A 17289-nucleotide genomic window follows, 5' to 3' on the forward strand; every position below is an offset into this window, starting at 1 on the left:
AGCGCGGATCGGACCTCCCGTCCCGATCCGGCACGGGCGGCCGGGTGCCGCCCGGCCGCCTGGTTCAGGCCTGGCTCGCCGCCGCCCGGCCGAGCGCCGCCTGCGCCGCCGCGAGGCGGGCGATCGGCACGCGGTAGGGCGAGCAGGACACATAGTCGAGGCCCGCGCTCTCGCAGAAGCGGATCGAGGCCGGATCGCCGCCGTGCTCGCCGCAGATGCCGAGCTTGATGCCGGCGCGGGTCGCCTTGCCCCGCTCGGCGGCGAGCTTGACGAGTTCGCCCACCCCCTCCTGATCGAGGGTGACGAAGGGATCGGCAGGCAGGATCCCCTTGCCGGTGTAGGCGCCGAGGAACGAGCCCGCATCGTCGCGGCTGATACCGAGCGTCGTCTGCGTCAGGTCGTTGGTGCCGAAGGAAAAGAACTCGGCGCTCTCGGCGATCTCCCCCGCCCTCAGGGCCGCGCGCGGCAGCTCGATCATGGTGCCGACCTGGTAGGCGAGCGGGCTGCCCGTCTCGGTCGCCACGGCCGCGGCCATGGCGTCGATGCGGCCCTTCACCTGATCGAGCTCGGCCCGTGTCATGACGAGCGGCACCATGATCTCTGGCCGCACAGCCTCGCCGGTGCCGTTGGTGACCTCCACCGCCGCCTCGAAGATGGCGCGGGCCTGCATCTCCGCGATCTCCGGATAGGCGATGGCGAGACGACAGCCGCGGAAGCCGAGCATCGGGTTGAACTCGTGCAGTTCGGCGGCGCGGGCCTTGAGCTTCTCTGCGCTGGCGCCGAGCCCGGCCGCCACTTCGGCGATTTCCTCGTCGGTATGCGGGAGGAACTCATGCAGCGGCGGATCGAGCAGCCGGATCGTCACCGGCAGGCCGCGCATGATGGTGAAGAGCTCGACGAAGTCCTTGCGCTGCATGGGCAGGAGCTTGGCGAGCGCGGCGCGGCGGCCCTTCTCGTCGTCGGCGAGGATCATCTCGCGCACGGCGACGATGCGATCCCCCTCGAAGAACATGTGCTCCGTGCGGCACAGGCCAATGCCCTCGGCGCCGAAGGTCCGCGCCGTGCGGGCGTCGAGCGGGGTCTCGGCATTGGCACGCACCTTCATCCGGCGCACGCCGTCCGCCCAGCTCATCAGGGTGGCGAACTCGCCCGAGAGCTCGGGCTCCAGCATCTTCACCCGGCCAAGAAGCACCTGGCCGGTCGTGCCGTCGATGGTGAGCACGTCACCGGCCCTGAGCACCTGACCGGCGACCGACAGGGTGCCGGCCGCATAGTCGACGCGGATGGTGCCTGCGCCTGAGACGCAGGGCTTGCCCATGCCGCGCGCGACCACCGCCGCGTGCGAGGTCATGCCGCCACGCGTGGTCAGGATGCCCTCGGCCGCATGCATGCCGTGGATGTCCTCGGGCGAGGTCTCGACCCGTACGAGGATGACCTTGCGCCCGTTCTTGCGCGCCTCCTCCGCCTCGTCGGAGGAGAAGACGATCTCGCCCGAGGCGGCGCCCGGCGAGGCCGGCAGGCCGACGGCGAGCACCTTGCGCTCGGCCTTGGGATCGATCGTCGGATGCAGGAGCTGGTCGAGCGCTGCGGGCTCCACCCGCGTCACCGCCTCCTCCTTGCTGATGAGCCCCTCGTTCGCCAGATCGACGGCGATCTTCAGCGCGGCCCTGGCCGTGCGCTTGCCGCCGCGCGTCTGCAACATCCAGAGCTTGCCCTTCTCGACCGTGAACTCGAGGTCCTGCATGTCGCGATAGTGGCGCTCGAGCAGGTCGTAGATGCGCACGAGCTCGGCATAGGCCTCGGGCATCGCCTTCTCCATGGAAGGCTTGTCGGAGCCGGAAGCCTTGCGCGCCCGCTCCGTGATGTCCTGCGGCGTCCGGATGCCGGCCACCACGTCCTCGCCCTGGGCGTTGATCAGGAACTCGCCGTAGAGCTCCTTCTCGCCGGTGGAGGGATTGCGCGTGAAGGCGACGCCCGTGGCCGAGGTCTCGCCCATGTTGCCGAAGACCATGGCCTGCACGTTGACCGCCGTGCCCCAGCTCGCCGGAATGGCGTGCAGCTCCCGGTACTTGATGGCGCGGTTGTTCATCCAGGAGCCGAAGACAGCGCCGATCGCGCCCCAGAGCTGCTCCTTCGGGTCCTGCGGGAAAGGCCTGCCGAGCTCCTTCTCAACGATTTCCTTGTAGCGTCCGACGAGATGCTTCCAGTCCGCGGCCTTCAGCTCGGTGTCGAGGTGCAGCCCCTTGCGCTCCTTGTAGTCCTCGAGCGCCTCCTCGAAATGATGGTGGCCGACGTCGAGCACGACGTTGGAATACATGGTGATGAAGCGGCGGTAGGAATCCCAGGCGAAGCGCTCGTCGCCCGCCGCGGTCGCCAGCGCCTCGACGGTCGTGTCGTTGAGGCCGAGATTGAGCACCGTATCCATCATGCCCGGCATCGAGGCGCGGGCGCCGGAGCGCACGGAAACGAGCAGCGGGTTGGCGGGATCGCCAAAGGTCCTGCCCGTCAGCCGGCCGACATGGGCGAGCGCCGCCTCGACCTGCGCCGACAGGTCGTCCGGATAGCTCCGGCCGTGATCGTAGAAGTAGGTGCAGACCTCGGTGGTGATGGTGAAACCGGGCGGCACCGGCAGTCCGAGGTTCGACATCTCGGCGAGATTGGCGCCCTTGCCGCCGAGAAGGTTGCGCATGCCCGCCTCGCCCTCGGCCTTGCCGTCGCCGAAGGTGTAGACCCACTTCGTCATCGCCCGTATCCCATCCGTGATCGTGGCCGCGGTTGCCGCCGCCATGTTGCAGCGCGGAAGGCGAATGTCACGCGCGGCCGCCTTTGGCAAGGCGGACGACAGTCGCACGGTGTCCATCCCCGGTCTGGCCGCGGGGCGGCCACCGGCAGGCAGCAGGCAACGGTCCGCGCCCGGGACGCCGGCTAACCTTCCACCTTCGAGAAATCCGCAACCTCCCGCGTCGCCACGCGGATGGCGTTGAGGAGCTTCAGGCGGTTGGCGCGCAGGGCCGCGGCGTCGACATTGACTGTCACCTTGTCGAAGAAGGCGTCGACCGACGGCCGCAACGTCGCGAGCACGCGCATGGCGCCCTCGAAATCTTCCGCCGCGATCGCCGCCGAGGCGTCGCGCCGGACGGCGGCCAGAGCCGCCGCGAGCGCCCGCTCCTCCTCCTCGGCGAAAAGGGCCGGGTCCGGCGTGCCGTCGTAGGTGACGCCGTCCTTCTTTTCCTCGATGCGCAGGATATTGGCGGCGCGACGATAGCCGACGAGCAGATGCTCGCCGTCCTCCGTGGCGAGGAAGCGGCCGAGCGCCTCGACGCGACGCACGATCATCAGAAGATCGTCCTGGCCTTCGAGCGCGAAGACCGCGTCGATGAGGTCGTAGCGCGCGCCCTGGTCGCGCAGGTAGACCTTCAGGCGGTCGGCGAAGAAGGCGAGGAGATCGCGCAGCACCGCCGGGCGCGGCATCTCGGGGAGCCTGTAGCCGTCCGTCAGCTTGCCCATGACGATCGCGTCGTCGAGGAACTTCATGAGCGGCAGGCGGATCGAGCCTTCGAGAAGGATGCGGATGACGCCGAGCGCCGCGCGCCGCAGGGCGTAGGGATCCTTCGAGCCGGTGGGCTTCTCGTCGATGGACCAGAAGCCGACGAGCGTATCGAGCTTGTCGGCGAGCGCCACCGCCACGCTGACCGGATCGGTCGGCACGCGGTCCGCCGGGCCCTGCGGCTTGTAGTGATCCTCGATGGCAGCGGCGACGGCCGGGTCCTCGCCCTGCAGCGCGGCGTAGTAGCGGCCCATCAGGCCCTGCAGCTCGGGAAACTCGCCGACCATCTCGGTGGCGAGATCGGCCTTGGCGAGGCTTGCCGCGCGCTCCGCCCGGGCGACGTCGGCGCCGACGAGGGGCGCGAGCTGCTTCGCAAGCGCGACGATGCGCGCGACGCGCTCACCCTGGGTGCCGAGCTTCTCGTGGAAGACGACCTTGAGCGCCTTCAGGCGCTCCAGCCGCTGATCGAGCGGCTTGAGATCCCGGCGGTCGTGATACTCGGGCAGGGGCCTGCGATCCGTCTGCCAGAAGAAGTTCGCGTCCGACAGACGGGCGCGCACGACGCGGCCGTTGCCGGCGGCGATCGCCGCACCACCGTCCTTCGCCTCGATATTGGCGACGAGGATGAACTTGTTGGCGAGCCGGCCCGTGGCCGGGTCGCGCAGGACGAAGCACTTCTGGTTGGCGCGGATCGTCGCACGGACGACCTCCGCCGGAATGTCCAGGAACTCCTCGTCGAAAGATCCGACGAGCACCACCGGCCATTCGACGAGGCCCGCCACTTCCTCGAGGAGGCCGTCATCCTCGACGAGTTCGAGCCCGCGGGCGAAGGCGAGGTTCTTCGCCTCGGTACGGATGATCTCCTTGCGGCGGTCGGCGTCGAGGATGACCTTCGCCTTCTCGAGCGAGGAGACATAGTCGTCGAAGCGGCGCACCTCGACGAGGTCCGGTGACATGAAGCGGTGACCGCGCGTGAAGTCGGAGGCGACGATGCCGTCGACCTCGAACCGCACCACGTCGGGGATCTCGGTCTCCGGCCCGAAGGTGCAGACGATGGAATGCAACGGCCGCACCCAGCGCAACGCCCCGGGCTCGGCCGAGGCCGCACCCCAGCGCATCGACTTCGGCCAGGGGAAGGTCTTGATGATCCCGGGCAGGATCTCGGCCAGGACCGCGGGGGTGGCGCGGCCGGGCCGCTCGACGACGGCCACGTAGAACTCGCCCTTCTTCGGGTCGCTCTGGATCGTTGCCTCGTCGATCGAGGCGAGGCCGGCGCTCTTCAGAAAGCCCTGCACGGCCGCCTCCGGCGAGCCGACGCGCGGCCCCTTCTTCTCCTCCCGCAGGTCCGGCTGCTTCGCCGGCAGGCCCACGACGTGGAGCGTAAGGCGCCGCGGCGTCGCATAGGCCCTGGCGCCCTCGTAGGTGAGGCCGCGGTCGACGAGGGCGTTCGTGACGAGCGCCTTCAGGTCGTCCGCCGCCCTGCGCTGCATGCGGGCCGGAATTTCTTCGGAGAAGAGTTCGAGGAGAAGGTCGGGCATGAAACTCGCAACCTATGAACGCACAACCTGTCGTCCCGCGCCCTTGCGGCGAGGGGCGAGGCGAACACACGTCAGGCGGCGGCCGCGCCGCCACCCTCGGTCTTGAGCCAGGCGGCGCCGCAGGCCTTGGCGAGCTCGCGCACGCGCAGGATGTAGCTCTGCCGCTCGGTGACCGAGATGACGCCGCGCGCGTCGAGCAGGTTGAAGACGTGGCTCGCCTTGATGCACTGGTCGTAGGCAGGCAGTGCCATCTGATGGAGGTGATAGTTGCCGCCGCCGTCCGGCTCGCCGGCTGCGAGCAGGCGCTTGCACTCCGCCTCCGCGTCACGGAAGTGGCGGAACAACATCTCCGTGTCGGCGAACTCGAAGTTGTGGCGGGAATATTCCTCCTCCGCCTGCAGGAAGACGTCGCCGTAGGTGACCTTCTCGTCGCCTTCGCGCCCGTTGAAGTTGAGCTCGTACACGTTCTCGACGCCCTGCACGTACATGGCGAGGCGCTCGAGTCCATAGGTCAGTTCGCCCGCGACCGGCGCGCATTCGAAGCCGGCCACCTGCTGGAAATAGGTGAACTGGCTCACCTCCATCCCGTCGCACCAGCATTCCCAGCCGAGCCCCCAGGCGCCGAGCGTCGGGCTCTCCCAGTCGTCCTCGACGAAGCGGATGTCGTGGACGGCCGGGTCGATGCCGATGGCGTAGAGTGACTGCAGGTAGAGCTCCTGGATGTCCGGCGGGTTCGGCTTCAGGATCACCTGGAACTGGTAATAATGCTGCAGGCGGTTCGGATTTTCGCCGTAGCGGCCGTCCTTCGGTCGGCGAGACGGCTGCACGTAGGCCGCGCGCCACGGCTTCGGCCCGAGGGCGCGCAGCGTCGTCGCCGGGTGGAACGTACCCGCCCCCACCTCCATGTCGTACGGCTGCAGGATGACGCAGCCGCGCTCCGCCCAGAAGCGCTGGAGCGTGAGGATGAGACCCTGGAAGGACCGGCGAGGGTTGAGATACTCGGGCGCCTGCATCGCTGACCGTGGCGAGAGGAAGAAGAAGCGCCGCAGGCCACCGCGGCGCGATGCGCGCACCCTATCGGCGGACCTCGCCAAGTCAAGGCATCCCAGGTCAAGGCATCCCAGCAAGTCACCGCGGACGCGCCTTTGGGGCATCCGCCTTGCAACCAACGCGTGTCCCCTCGCACTTCGACCCGGGCGCGGCTCCGGCATCCTCCCTCGTGTGACGGGAAGACCCGCACGGCACGGAGAGAGGAGAACGACCATGCCCTGTAGCACATCTTCGCACCGCCTGCGTTCCTTGAGCCTCGCCCTCATGCTCGCGGTCGCCGGGCTCGCCGGCACGGCCGCGCTGCTCGACGCCCCGGCCCTCGCCCAGTCAGCGGGCGGCAACGGCGGGAAGGGCGGCGGTGGCGATGGCAACGGTGGAGGCGACGGCGGCGGTGGCGACGACAAGGCCGAGCTGTTCGCGATCCTCCGCAAGGACCAGCGCAACTGCCTCACGGCGGCCGCCTGCTACGACCGGCCGAACCAGCGCCCGAAGCCGCGCATCGTGCGTGCCATGCCCGATCCGACGACCTGCAACGGCGGCATCCGTATCGTCTATGACATCAATGGCGAGCCAATCCGCTATCTCTGCGAGGAGCTGGTCTACTGACGCGGCGAGCGCGACGGGTCCTGTGCCGGGAGCCGGGCTCGCCTCGGCACGGACCCGACCACGACGAGGCGGCAACGGCGCGCCACCCGGCCCCGTCTAGAGACCGTAACGGCTCCACAAGGCCCGGTCCTCGACGGCGGCCAGAAGCGCGCCGGCATCGAAGCGGGCGGCCGTCTCTGCCGAGGCGCCCAGCAGGCGTCCGAGCCCGAAGGGCCGCGGCCCCTCCACGAGGCGGAGCTGCACCTTCTCGCCGAAGCGCTCGCGCATCACCGCGCGCAGGTCCCCGATGCCGTCAGCCAGGCCCAGATCGACGGCCTCCGCGCCGGTCCAGAAGGCCCCCGAGAACAGCGTGGCGTCGTCGCCCTTGAGGCGCGCGCCTCGGCGCTCCTTCACGAGGTCGATGAAATGCGCATGGATGAGGCCCTGCACCCGCTTCAGGCGCTCGACATCGGCGTCACGCTCCGGCCGGAACGGGTCGAGGATCACCTTCTCCTCCCCAGCTGCATAAACACGACGATCGATGCCGATGCGCTCGATGAGCTTGTCGAAGCCGAAGCCCGCCGCAACAACGCCGATCGACCCCACGATCGAAGCCGGATCGACGAAGATCTCGTCCGCAGCGAGCGCCAGCATGTAGCCTCCCGAAGCGGCAGCGTCCTCGGCGAAGGCAAAGACCGACACCTTCTTCTCCTCCGCAAGCGCCCGGATGCGCCGCATGATGAGATGCGACTGCACCGCCGAGCCACCCGGCGAGTTGATCGTAAGGGCCACCGCCTTGATGTCTGGGATGGAGAAGGCCGCCTGCAGCCGCACCGCGAGCGTCGCGAGCGACAGGGACTGGCGGAACGGCATCGGGATCCCGATCGGACCGGCGAGACGCACCACCGGCACGAGCGGCGTGCGCGCGCGGAACCGCGCCGGGACGAGACGATGAAAGGGCTTGGGCAATCGCATGATGGGAGCGGTAATCTGGGCCGAAGTCGACGTTATATCAACCGCAAGAAATGCGGAACGCATCCAGCACCTCTTACAGAGGTATGAACGGTCGGCTTTTCAAGGAGATAGTGGAAGCGCCCGGTCGCCGCCCGCACAGAGGGTCGCCGGCATGCCTCCGCAGCGGGCCGCTGGGCCTGGCGTTGGTCCCTTCGCCGGAACAATCGCGCGGTCCCTGCCGTTTCACGGGGAGAGTGAACCACATGCGCAGATCCTTGGGCCGTGCAGCCTGCGTTCAGCTTGCCCGCGATAGATTCGGTCCATTGTCGCATCCTGACGGGTCGTGCTGCGGGACGAGCCGTGTGCCGACTGCCAAGGCCCGTCGACCCAGGAGGAACGTGATGAAGTCCGCCCTTGCGAAACTCGCGTTGCTCGCCGCGCTCGTGCTGGGCGCACCGCTCGCGGTGTCCCCCGCCTCAGCGGCATCGATCCCGACCGCCTCGGCGCTCGCCGTGCAGATGGACCTCGTCCAGGTCGAGAAGGCGACCCACTATCACTACGGGCCGCGCTACTACGGCCCGCGCTACTACTATGGCCCGCGCTACTACGGCCCGCGCCCCTACTATCGACCCTACGGCTACTATCACCGCCCGCGCGTCGTCTGCCGCGTGCGCTACACGGCCTGGGGACCACGGCGCGTGTGCTGGCGCCGCTGGTAAGTGACGGATCGGATCGCCTCATTTGCGAACGGGGCCGCAAGGTCCCGTTCATTCGTTTCAGGCATGATCCCGCGCGTAGGCAGCGGGGCAGGCGCGGAGGACCGAAGGCAATGGAACGGAAGACGATGCGCCGTCGGCTGACCCGTGTCCTCGCGGGCACCCTCACCTTGGCCGGCGCGGCACTGGCTGCACCTGCGGCCAGTGCGGGTGGCGACATCGTGATCATCGAGCACGACCGCCGCATCGATGTCCGCGGCGAGCCGATCTGGAACCGGCCACGTTACGGCGGCCCCGACTACAACAGTCCCACGCCCCGCGCCGCCTTTGCCCATCCGGGCGGGCCACCGACTTGCCTCGCCTACGACGTGCACTACTGGAGAGGGCGATCCTGGGTCGGCGAACTCCTCCATCCTTGCGACTGATCCCCGCCGATCGGCGGCGGATCGTCGCCTGCCCAGCCCATTGCCCAACGAAGAGTTGTCGCCGATGCGCCTCGCAGCAGCCCTTCTGTCGCTGGCCGTTCTCACGGGAGCAGCTTCGGCATCGCCCTTGCACCCTGCCGCCCCCCTCGGCGGGAATGGCCTTGCCGTCCCGGCCTTCTTCGACCGGCCGCCCGCCGATCCGCGTGACTTCTATCCCTACCCGGCCTTCCGGCCCTACGACTACTTCTACTACCGCCCCGGCTGCCGCTGGCGGTGGGTGCGCTACTGGGACGGCGTGACCTGGGTGCGCGAGCGCAAGCGCATCTGCCGATAATGCCACCCGGTTCCACTTGCAGCGTCAGCTGGCGCCCTATGGCAGGCCGATCAGCGCCTCACCCCGGTGGATCGCCTCCGCCTCGGGAGTGAAGCGTCCGTCCGCGCCGTGGAGGATCAGCGGCGGCAGGAGGCTGATGCCCGCCCGGCTGCCCCGAATGCCGGCGACGAGCACACGGATCGCCGGTGCGTCCACCCGTGCATGCACCGGCTTGATGGCCACTGCACCGAAGCGGCCGGCAAGCCCCGCAAGCAGGCCGGCGAGTGCATCGGCGCGGTGAATGAGCACGAGTCGCCCGCCCGGCTTCAGGAGATCCGCCGCGGCACGCAGCCAGCCGTCGAGACCCGTCCCGTCCATCACATGCGCGGCCCGCCTCCGCTCGTCGGGCGAGCGGCGCGCCTTGCCCGCTTCGAAGAAGGGCGGATTGGTCAGGACGACATCCGCCACCTCCGCCATGAGCCCCGCCGCCCGGCGGGCGCTGCCTCTGGCGAGGATATCGGCCTGGATGACCTGCGTCCGCGTCTCGACATCGTTGAGGACGGCGTTCTCGCGTGCCAGTGCGGCCATCGCCGCATCGCGCTCCACGAGCACGATTCGCGCATCGGGTACCCGAAGGGCCACGGCTAGACCCACCGTCCCGACGCCGGCGCCGAGATCGACCACCGTTGCGCCCGCAACCGGCCCCGCTGCTGCGGCGAGCAGCACGGCATCGGTGCCGGCGCGATGCCCCCGGCGTGGCTGGCGCAACACGAGACGCCCGCCGACGAGCCTGTCTTCGACGATGTCGACAGAGTGGGTCGCGCCGAAGGCTTCAGTCATCCCGCAGTTCCTTCGCGAGGCCCGCCCCGCGCAACAGACGCCGCGCTCGCTCGACATCTTCGGCCGGCACCAGCACGCGTCGCTGCAGCGCGCCGATCGATCCCTCCAGCACGCTCATATGGCCGTCGGCGACGAAACAGGCGATGCCGGCCTCTTCGAGCAGCGCTTCGGCGAAGCCGATGACGACGAGATCGTTGGTACGGATGAGCTCGACCATGCGTGCGACCATTGCGTGCGTGCAAGAGCCTTGCGGCAACGGCGCGGTTGCGGCAAGCCCCGTGCGCATGTCAGGGTGCGCCGCCGCTCATGCTGCGATGCATCGCGCTGCGGAGGCCTGTGCCGAACGGAGGAGTACAAGGTGGGAGTCGTCGTTCCCCTCGAGGACAAGCCGGAGGAGCGCGCCGGGATCGAGCGCCTCGTGGCGCTGGTCGCGCCCGGCATGGAGAGCGTCAACCGGCTCATCCTGTCGCGGGTCGGCTCGGACGTGGCGATGATTCCCGAAGTGGCGAACCATCTCATCTCCTCCGGAGGCAAGCGCCTGCGGCCCATGCTTACCCTCGCCTGCGCGAGCCTTTGCGGCTATGCGGGCAACGGCGACGTCAAGCTCGCGGCGAGCGTCGAGTTCATGCACACAGCAACCCTCCTGCACGACGATGTCGTGGACGAGAGCGACATGCGGCGGGGCAAGCTCGCGGCGCGCATGCTGTGGGGCAACGAAGCGAGCGTGCTCGTCGGCGATTTCCTCCTCGGCCAGGCCTTCAAGATGATGGTCGAGGTCGGATCCCTGCCGGCGCTCGACGTGCTCGCCACTGCCGCTGCGGTCATCGCCGAGGGCGAGGTGTGGCAGCTCTCCGCTGCCAAGAACACGGCCACCACCGAGGACGACTATCTCGCCGTGGTGCGCGCCAAGACGGCAGCCCTCTTCGCAGCCGCCTGCGAAGTCGGCCCCATCATCGCCGGCCGCGCCAAGGCCGAGCAGGCCGCCTGCCGCAGCTACGGCACCAATCTCGGCATCGCCTTCCAGCTCGTGGACGACGCGCTCGACTACGGCGGCACCAGCACGAAACTCGGCAAGAACGTCGGCGACGATTTCCGCGAGGGCAAGATCACCCTGCCCGTCGTGCTCTCCTTCCGCCGCGGTTCGGATGAGGAACGCGCCTTCTGGGCGCGTACGCTCGAGCAGGGCGAGATAGCCGAGGGCGACCTCGATTACGCCATCGCCATCATGCGCCGCCACAAGGCGCTCGAAGACACCATCGAGCGCGCCCGCCACTACGGCGCGATGGCGCGCGATGCGCTCGCCCTGTTCCCCGACGGCGAGATGAAGCGGGCGCTGCTCGAGACAGTCGATTTCTGCATCGCGCGCGCCCATTGAGTTGCGCGAACCGGGCGCGACGTCCTCACCGGAGCGCGGTCCCCCGCACCCACCATCGTGGATGCCGCGCGAGAATCGCCCGGCGCGCCTGCGCCGCCGCCCGGCAATCGTCGAAGAGGCCGAAGACGGTGGCGCCCGAGCCGGACATGCGGGCAAGGCGGCAACCGGGCACGGCCCTCACGGCCGAAAGTGCCTCGCCGATGGCGGGGGCTAGCCTCATCGCCGGCACTTCGAGATCGTTGCGCGCCGCTGCGAGAGCGGTAATGACCCGGTCTGGCCCTCCGGCAATAGGCAAGGCCGGATGCGACGCCCCCCTTGCCATCTCGCCGTGCGAGAGGCCGAGCGCGCGGAAGACGGCCGCCGTCTCCACCGCCACGCCCGGATTGACGAGCACGGCAAAGAGCGGAGGCAGAGCGAGCGGTGGGCCAAGGTTTTCGCCTGCCCCGCCCATGCGGCGCGCGCGGCTTGCGAGGCAGACGGGAACGTCCGCGCCGGTGGCGCGCGCCGCGGCGAGAATTGCCGGATGATCGGAGGCGATGCCGTTGGCCCGGGCGATGAGGCGCAGCGCCGCCGCCGCATCCGCCGAGCCGCCGCCGATGCCGGCCGCGACCGGCAGGCGCTTGAGGAGGTGGAAGGCGCCGAGCTTCGCGCCAGGGAATCGCTCGGCAAAGGCGCGCGCCGCCTTGAGGACGAGGTTCTCGCCGCCCGCTCCCGCAGCTTGCGCCATCGGCCCGTCCACGACGAGCGACAGGCTGTCGCCCGTTGCGAGAGTCACACGGTCGGCGCATCCGGCGAAGGCAACGAGGCTGTCAAGCTCGTGATAGCCGTCCGTCCGCCGCCCGAGCACGTGCAGCGTCAGGTTGACCTTGGCGGGAGCGCGCTCGATCAGGATCACGGCGCGACCGCCGGGATGAGGACGCGCACCGCCTCGCACCGACCAGCCATCGGCCCCGCCGCTCCGCTCAACGGGCGTCACCCGCCGTTCTTGTCCTTGCCCGCCTTGTCCGGGTCCGCCTCGGCGGCGGCAGGCTTGTCCGCCTCCACCAGCCCCTCGACGAGCTTCTTCTCGATCTTCACGAGATCCTCGGGCTCGGGGCCGAGATCCTTGGCGTGGGTCCACTGGAACTTCGCCTCGAGCCTGCGCCCGACCTTCCAATAGGCGTCGCCGAGGTGGTCGTTGATCGTCGGGTCCGAAGGCTTGAGCTCGATGGCGCGCTCGAGCTCCCGCACCGCGTCGTCATAGCGGCCGAGGCGGTAGTAGGCCCAGCCCAGGCTGTCGACGATATAGCCGTCGCGCGGGCGCAGCTCGACGGCGCGTTTGAGCATCTGGAAGGCTTCGTCGAGGTTGATGCCCTGATCGACCCAGGAATAGCCGAGATAGTTGAGCACAAGCGCCCGGTCACGGCCGATGCTCTCGGGCGCGAGCTCCAGCGCCTTCTTGAAGTCTGCCTCGGCCTTCGGCCATTGCTTGGCCCGCTCGTAGGCGATGCCGCGGAAGTAGAACATCGTCCAGTGGCTGCGGTCAGGCGTGCCGATCCTGGCGATGGCCTTGCTGTAGGTCTCGGCCGATTCGGCGAAATTCTTGCGCGTGCGCTGCAGGTTGCCGAGCGCGGTGAGTGCCTCGACATTGTCGGGCTCGGCCTTCACGAGCCCCTCGAGATGCTTGAGCGCCTCGTCGGACTTGCCGAGGGCCTCGTAGGCGAGGCCGATCTGCACGTCGGCATTGGCCCGCACCGGCGAGTCGGCCGGCACGGCATCGTAGACGGCGATCGCCGACTCGTACTGCTTCAGGCGCTCGAGAATGTCCCCGAGCGTGATCATGGCCAGCACGTGCTTGGGATCGAGATGGAGCGCGAGGCGCAGGTAGATCATCGCCGCCAGCTCGTCGCCCTGGCTGTTGCCGGCCGCTCCCAGGCCATAGAGCACCTCCGCCGCCCCCTGCTGCGGATTGCCGACGAGGGGGGCGAGCGGTTTGCCGGCCTTCAGGAGAGCGATCGCGTCGCGCACCAGGGGGTGGCGGGGCAGGAGCTTGTCGAAGGATTCGTACGCGTCGAGCGCGGCCTCGCGGCGGCCCTGGCTCGCCGCGAACCGGCCGTAGGCGTCGACGACGCGCAGGGTCGTGCGCTCCGCGTCATAGGCGGCCTTCAGACGCCGCTCCGCCTCAGCCCGGTCGCCGCCGACGGCGGCGATGAGCCCGGCATGATAGTCCCGGAAGATGTTGTAGGTGCTCTCGCCCTTCAGGCGCTCCACTGTGTCGAGGCCGCGCTTGTGCTGCCCGGAGCCGGCATAGCTCCAGGCCGACAGCAGCGTGGCCGTGATGTCGGCTGCCCGACCTCGACCGCCGCGCATCAGATGCTTGCGGGCGGTGTCGTAGCGCCTGGCCTTGAGGTCGCGCACGCCAAGCGCGAGCTGGGCGAGGCCGTTGTCGCGATCGCGCGCCGCCAGCCGCTCTGCGGCCCGGAAGGCCTCCTGCATCTCGCCGTCGGCGAGAAAGGCGACGAAGGCGCGTTCCATGAGTTCGGCATTGCGCGGATCGGCACGCAGCGCCTCGCGGAAATAGGCGGCCGCGGCGTTCGTGTCCCTCTGCGCCCCGGCGACGACGGCCGCGAGATAGTTGCCCTCGATGCTCTCGGCCGGCTCAAACGGTTCCGCCCGGTTCTCCATGGCCTGCGTGCCGCGCGCGGCCGCAGCCGGCCCCGTGGCGAGGAGCGCCGCGGTCGAAAGCGAAGTCGCAAGAAGGACGAGGCGCGCCGAGCGCTTGAAAATGGTGAGGGTCACAGGTCTTTCGCCGGTCACGGGCATGCGGATGGTGGCCCACCCCACGCCCGAAGCAGTCGGGATCGCACCGCACCATGCCGGGTTTGGACGCGAGGGGCAAGCCGCCGCGGGGTCGCGGCGGCGCCGGCAGCTCGCGGTCCGGCCCATCACATGTTGGGATAGTTCGGCCCGCCGCCGCCCTCGGGCGCGACCCAGGTGATGTTCTGGGCCGGGTCCTTGATGTCGCAGGTTTTGCAGTGAACGCAGTTCTGCGCGTTGATGACGAAGCGCGCGCCTGTCTTCGCCTGCGCGTCGTCGTAGACCACCTCGTACACCCCCGCCGGGCAGTAGAGTCGGGCCGGCTCTCCGTACATCGGCAGGTTCTTGGAGACGGGAATCGCGGGATCGGCGAGCCGCAGGTGGACCGGCTGGTCCTCCTCGTGGTTGGTGTTCGACAGGAAGACAGACGACAGCTTGTCGAAGGACACGACCCCATCCGGCTTCGGGTAGACGATGGGCTCGACCTCGTCGATCCGCTTCAGCGTGGCATGGTCCGGCTTGCCGTGCTTCAGCGTGCCGAAGACCGAGGCGTGGAAGAGCTCGTTCGTCCACATGTCGAAGCCACCGAGGACGACGCCCATCATGGTGCCGAGCTTCGACCACAGCGGCTTGACATTGCGCACGCGCTTGAGATCCCGGCCGATGTCGGACGAGCGCCAGGCCGCCTCGTAGTCCGCGAGCTCGTCGCCCGCCCGGCCGGCGGTGAGGGCGGCGAAGACGTGCTCGGCGCAGAGGATGCCAGAGAGCACGGCGTTGTGGCTGCCCTTGATGCGCGGCACGTTCATGAAGCCCGCCGCGCAGCCGATCAGCGCCCCGCCAGGGAAGCAGAGCTTCGGCACCGACTGGAAGCCGCCCTCCGTCAGCGCACGGGCGCCGTAGGCGATGCGCTTGCCGCCCTCGAAGGTCGAGCGGATGAGCGGATGCGTCTTGAAGCGCTGGAATTCGTCGAAGGGCGAGAGCGTCGGGTTCTGGTAGTTGAGATGCACCACGAAGCCGACCGACACGAGATGGTCGTCGAAGTGGTAGAGGAAGGAGCCGCCGCCGGTGCGGTTGTCGAGCGGCCAGCCGAAGGAATGCTGCACGAGGCCGGGCTTGAACTTGTCCGGCGCGACCTGCCAGAGCTCCTTGAGGCCGATGCCGTATTTCTGCGGCTCGCGGCCGGCATCGAGGTCGAAGCGCGCGACGAGCTGCTTGGTGAGATGGCCGCGCGCGCCCTCCGCGAAGAGCACATACTTCCCGCGCAGCTCCATGCCGCGCGTGAACTCCGCCTTGGGCGTCCCGTCGCGGGCCACGCCCATGTCGCCGGTGGCGATGCCCGTCACCTCGCCGTTCGGCCCGAAGAGAACCTCGGCCGCGGCGAAACCGGGATAGATCTCGACGCCGAGCGCCTCGGCCTGCGCGCCGAGATAGCGCGTCACGGTGCCGAGCGAGCCGACGAAATTGCCGTGGTTGTTCATGAGCCGCGGCATCATGAAGTTCGGCAATCGCACGCCACCGGCCGGGCCGAGATAGAGGAAGCGGTCCTCGCTCACCTGGGTCTTCAGCGGCCGCTCCGGATCCTCGCGCCAGGCGGGCAGGAGCCGGTCGAGCCCGACGGGGTCGATGACCGCGCCGGAGAGGATATGGGCGCCGACCTCCGAGCCCTTCTCCACGACCACGACGGCAAGCTCGGCCCCCGCCTCCGCGGCGAGCTGCTTCAGGCGGATCGCCGCGGCGAGCCCGGCGGGCCCCGCTCCCACGATCACGACGTCGTAGTCCATCCCCTCGCGTTCGGGCAGTTCCATCGCGGCCTCCCTCTCGGTGGTGGTCCCGACGGCGAGCCGAGCCGTCGATCCGCCATTTGGTTTACATATGAACTATCTTCCCTGCCCCAGCAAGCGCGGCAAAGCGTGAGGTTTTGACGCATTCCAGACTGCGCGCCGCGACGCAAGGGCCTATTTCTTCATCCGTTGATGAGCCGCAGTCATGAAATGCCCAGGCGTGTCCGCCCATGCACCGGGCGCGCGCCCGCCGAACGCCCATCGGCATGGCTGGCCGATCATCCGCCGTGGTAATCACGCCGACCATCGTCGCCCGCGAACCGGACCTTCCCGTCCGGGATCGCCGCGCCAGGATCGCCGCACCAGGATCGTCGCATCATGTCAGCCGCCACGGGCGAGAAGATCACGCCGACAACCGACACGCGCGAGCGCAGCAGCTTCTGGGTGGGCTGCACGCTGTCCGCGCTCGGCGCCGTCCTGTTCTCGACGAAGGGTATCATCATCAAGCTCGCCTACGCCGAAGACATCGACACGGAGACGCTGCTCGCGCTGCGCATGTTGCTCTCCGTGCCGATCTTCGCAGCGATCGGGCTTCTCGCCCTCAACCGGCGCCGGGCCGCGGCTGCGCCGCCCCCCGGCCGCCGGCTCCATGCGCGCGCGATCGCGCTCGGCCTCCTCGGCTACTGGTGCTCGAGCTATCTCGACTTCCTCGGCCTTGCCTATGTCTCGGCCCAGTTCGAGCGCCTGATCCTCTTCACCTACCCCTTCTTCGTCGTGCTGTTCGGCATGCTCATCTTCCGCGAGCGCGTGCGGGCACGGGCGCTCGCCGCCTTCGCCGTGAGCTATGCCGGGCTCGCGCTCGCCTTCGTTGACAATCTCGCCCTCTCGGGCGACGGCGTCATCCTCGGTGCAGCGCTCGTGCTCACCTCGGCGGTGACCTATGCGCTCTATCAGGTGCTCGCCAAGCCGACGATCGCCGTGATGGGACCGCCGCTCTTCACCTGCGTCACCATGCTCGCCGCGGCCGCCGGTGCCATCCTGCAGTTCCTGCTCACGCATCCCGTCGGCGCACTGGCCGTGTCGCCCAGGGCGCTCGGCCTCGGCGTCCTCATCGCGCTCGGTGCAACCGTCGTGCCGTCCTTCCTCCTCAATGCGGCGCTCGGGCGCATCCCGGCCCAGGTCAATGCCACGATCGGCATGCTGAGCCCCGTCGTCACCATCGTGCTCGCCTTTCTCGTCCTCGGCGAGAGCATGAGCCTGCTTGGCGCGCTCGGCGCGGCGCTCGTCATCGGCGGGATCGCCGGCTTCGTCCTGGCCGAACGGCGCTGACGGCAGACGGCGCGACTCGCGCCCCCAGCCCGTTGCCATT

General features: G+C 69.2%; 15 protein-coding genes. 6 read left to right on the plus strand and 9 right to left on the minus strand.

Features of this window, described 5'->3' with window-relative positions:
• Positions 1–64: 64 nt before the first annotated feature.
• From ppdK to QNA08_RS06130, 3 genes are all read right to left on the minus strand, one after another.
• Positions 65–2743: a pyruvate, phosphate dikinase gene (gene ppdK, locus QNA08_RS06120; protein ID WP_283739803.1), complete on the minus strand. Its 2679-nt coding sequence runs from the start codon at positions 2741–2743 to the stop codon at positions 65–67.
• Between the two features lie 182 nt (positions 2744–2925).
• Positions 2926–5085, minus strand: coding sequence for a glycine--tRNA ligase subunit beta (glyS, locus tag QNA08_RS06125; protein WP_283739804.1), 2160 nt, complete (start codon positions 5083–5085; stop codon positions 2926–2928).
• A 71-nt stretch (positions 5086–5156) separates the two neighbouring features.
• The gene (locus QNA08_RS06130; protein ID WP_283740081.1) at positions 5157–6098 is read right to left on the minus strand and encodes a glycine--tRNA ligase subunit alpha; all 942 of its coding nucleotides are present in this window, start codon (positions 6096–6098) and stop codon (positions 5157–5159) included.
• Between the two features lie 250 nt (positions 6099–6348).
• On the opposite strand from QNA08_RS06130, the gene QNA08_RS06135 reads away from it, so the two are divergent.
• Positions 6349–6741, plus strand: coding sequence for a hypothetical protein (locus QNA08_RS06135; RefSeq protein ID WP_283739805.1), 393 nt, complete (start codon positions 6349–6351; stop codon positions 6739–6741).
• 96 nt (positions 6742–6837) lie between these two features.
• Here the strand turns inward: QNA08_RS06135 and QNA08_RS06140 are convergent, their stop codons facing one another.
• Positions 6838–7695, minus strand: coding sequence for a S49 family peptidase (locus QNA08_RS06140; RefSeq protein ID WP_283739806.1), 858 nt, complete (start codon positions 7693–7695; stop codon positions 6838–6840).
• Positions 7696–8075: 380 nt separating this feature from the next.
• On the opposite strand from QNA08_RS06140, the gene QNA08_RS06145 reads away from it, so the two are divergent.
• From QNA08_RS06145 to QNA08_RS06155, 3 genes are all read left to right on the plus strand, one after another.
• Positions 8076–8393: a hypothetical protein gene (locus QNA08_RS06145; RefSeq protein ID WP_283739807.1), complete on the plus strand. Its 318-nt coding sequence runs from the start codon at positions 8076–8078 to the stop codon at positions 8391–8393.
• 110 nt (positions 8394–8503) lie between these two features.
• On the plus strand, positions 8504–8815 hold the full coding sequence (locus QNA08_RS06150) for a hypothetical protein (RefSeq protein ID WP_283739808.1): 312 nt from the start codon (positions 8504–8506) through the stop codon (positions 8813–8815).
• Between the two features lie 64 nt (positions 8816–8879).
• The gene (locus QNA08_RS06155) at positions 8880–9149 is read left to right on the plus strand and encodes a hypothetical protein (RefSeq protein ID WP_283739809.1); all 270 of its coding nucleotides are present in this window, start codon (positions 8880–8882) and stop codon (positions 9147–9149) included.
• Between the two features lie 36 nt (positions 9150–9185).
• Here QNA08_RS06155 and QNA08_RS06160 read toward each other — a convergent pair whose 3' ends face one another.
• Positions 9186–9968 carry a tRNA1(Val) (adenine(37)-N6)-methyltransferase gene (locus tag QNA08_RS06160; protein WP_283739810.1) on the minus strand — a complete coding sequence of 261 codons (783 nt, stop codon included), beginning with the start codon at positions 9966–9968 and terminating at the stop codon, positions 9186–9188.
• The gene (locus QNA08_RS06165) at positions 9961–10185 is read right to left on the minus strand and encodes a putative signal transducing protein (RefSeq protein WP_283739811.1); all 225 of its coding nucleotides are present in this window, start codon (positions 10183–10185) and stop codon (positions 9961–9963) included. The genes QNA08_RS06160 and QNA08_RS06165 overlap by 8 nt, the downstream gene beginning before the upstream one ends.
• 141 nt (positions 10186–10326) lie before the next feature.
• On the opposite strand from QNA08_RS06165, the gene QNA08_RS06170 reads away from it, so the two are divergent.
• Positions 10327–11343, plus strand: a complete 1017-nt coding sequence (locus QNA08_RS06170; protein WP_283739812.1) for a polyprenyl synthetase family protein — start codon at positions 10327–10329, stop codon at positions 11341–11343.
• 25 nt (positions 11344–11368) lie between these two features.
• Here the strand turns inward: QNA08_RS06170 and QNA08_RS06175 are convergent, their stop codons facing one another.
• From QNA08_RS06175 to QNA08_RS06185, 3 genes are all read right to left on the minus strand, one after another.
• Positions 11369–12235, minus strand: coding sequence for a 4-(cytidine 5'-diphospho)-2-C-methyl-D-erythritol kinase (locus tag QNA08_RS06175; RefSeq protein ID WP_283740082.1), 867 nt, complete (start codon positions 12233–12235; stop codon positions 11369–11371).
• 80 nt (positions 12236–12315) lie between these two features.
• Positions 12316–14109 carry a tetratricopeptide repeat protein gene (locus QNA08_RS06180; protein ID WP_422679873.1) on the minus strand — a complete coding sequence of 598 codons (1794 nt, stop codon included), beginning with the start codon at positions 14107–14109 and terminating at the stop codon, positions 12316–12318.
• A 158-nt stretch (positions 14110–14267) separates the two neighbouring features.
• Positions 14268–15944, minus strand: a complete 1677-nt coding sequence (locus QNA08_RS06185) for an electron transfer flavoprotein-ubiquinone oxidoreductase (RefSeq protein ID WP_283739814.1) — start codon at positions 15942–15944, stop codon at positions 14268–14270.
• Between the two features lie 354 nt (positions 15945–16298).
• On the opposite strand from QNA08_RS06185, the gene QNA08_RS06190 reads away from it, so the two are divergent.
• Positions 16299–17249, plus strand: a complete 951-nt coding sequence (locus QNA08_RS06190) for a DMT family transporter (protein WP_283739815.1) — start codon at positions 16299–16301, stop codon at positions 17247–17249.
• Positions 17250–17289: the final 40 nt, after the last annotated feature.

It is taken from the genome of Chelatococcus albus, assembly GCF_030067675.1.
In the GTDB taxonomy this organism is placed as follows: domain Bacteria; phylum Pseudomonadota; class Alphaproteobacteria; order Rhizobiales; family Beijerinckiaceae; genus Chelatococcus_A; species Chelatococcus_A albus.

Bases quoted from the DNA above. Each gene is read 5' to 3' on its own strand.
- QNA08_RS06140 (WP_283739806.1), bottom strand. From the start codon at position 7,695: ATGCGATTGCCCAAGCCCTTTCATCGTCTCGTCCCGGCGCGGTTCCGC.
- QNA08_RS06160 (WP_283739810.1), bottom strand. From the start codon at position 9,968: ATGACTGAAGCCTTCGGCGCGACCCACTCTGTCGACATCGTCGAAGAC.
- ppdK (WP_283739803.1), bottom strand. From the start codon at position 2,743: ATGACGAAGTGGGTCTACACCTTCGGCGACGGCAAGGCCGAGGGCGAG.
- QNA08_RS06150 (WP_283739808.1), top strand. From the start codon at position 8,504: ATGGAACGGAAGACGATGCGCCGTCGGCTGACCCGTGTCCTCGCGGGC.
- QNA08_RS06165 (WP_283739811.1), bottom strand. From the start codon at position 10,185: ATGGTCGAGCTCATCCGTACCAACGATCTCGTCGTCATCGGCTTCGCC.
- QNA08_RS06190 (WP_283739815.1), top strand. From the start codon at position 16,299: ATGTCAGCCGCCACGGGCGAGAAGATCACGCCGACAACCGACACGCGC.
- QNA08_RS06145 (WP_283739807.1), top strand. From the start codon at position 8,076: ATGAAGTCCGCCCTTGCGAAACTCGCGTTGCTCGCCGCGCTCGTGCTG.
- QNA08_RS06130 (WP_283740081.1), bottom strand. From the start codon at position 6,098: ATGCAGGCGCCCGAGTATCTCAACCCTCGCCGGTCCTTCCAGGGTCTC.
- QNA08_RS06185 (WP_283739814.1), bottom strand. From the start codon at position 15,944: ATGGAACTGCCCGAACGCGAGGGGATGGACTACGACGTCGTGATCGTG.
- QNA08_RS06155 (WP_283739809.1), top strand. From the start codon at position 8,880: ATGCGCCTCGCAGCAGCCCTTCTGTCGCTGGCCGTTCTCACGGGAGCA.
- glyS (WP_283739804.1), bottom strand. From the start codon at position 5,085: ATGCCCGACCTTCTCCTCGAACTCTTCTCCGAAGAAATTCCGGCCCGC.
- QNA08_RS06135 (WP_283739805.1), top strand. From the start codon at position 6,349: ATGCCCTGTAGCACATCTTCGCACCGCCTGCGTTCCTTGAGCCTCGCC.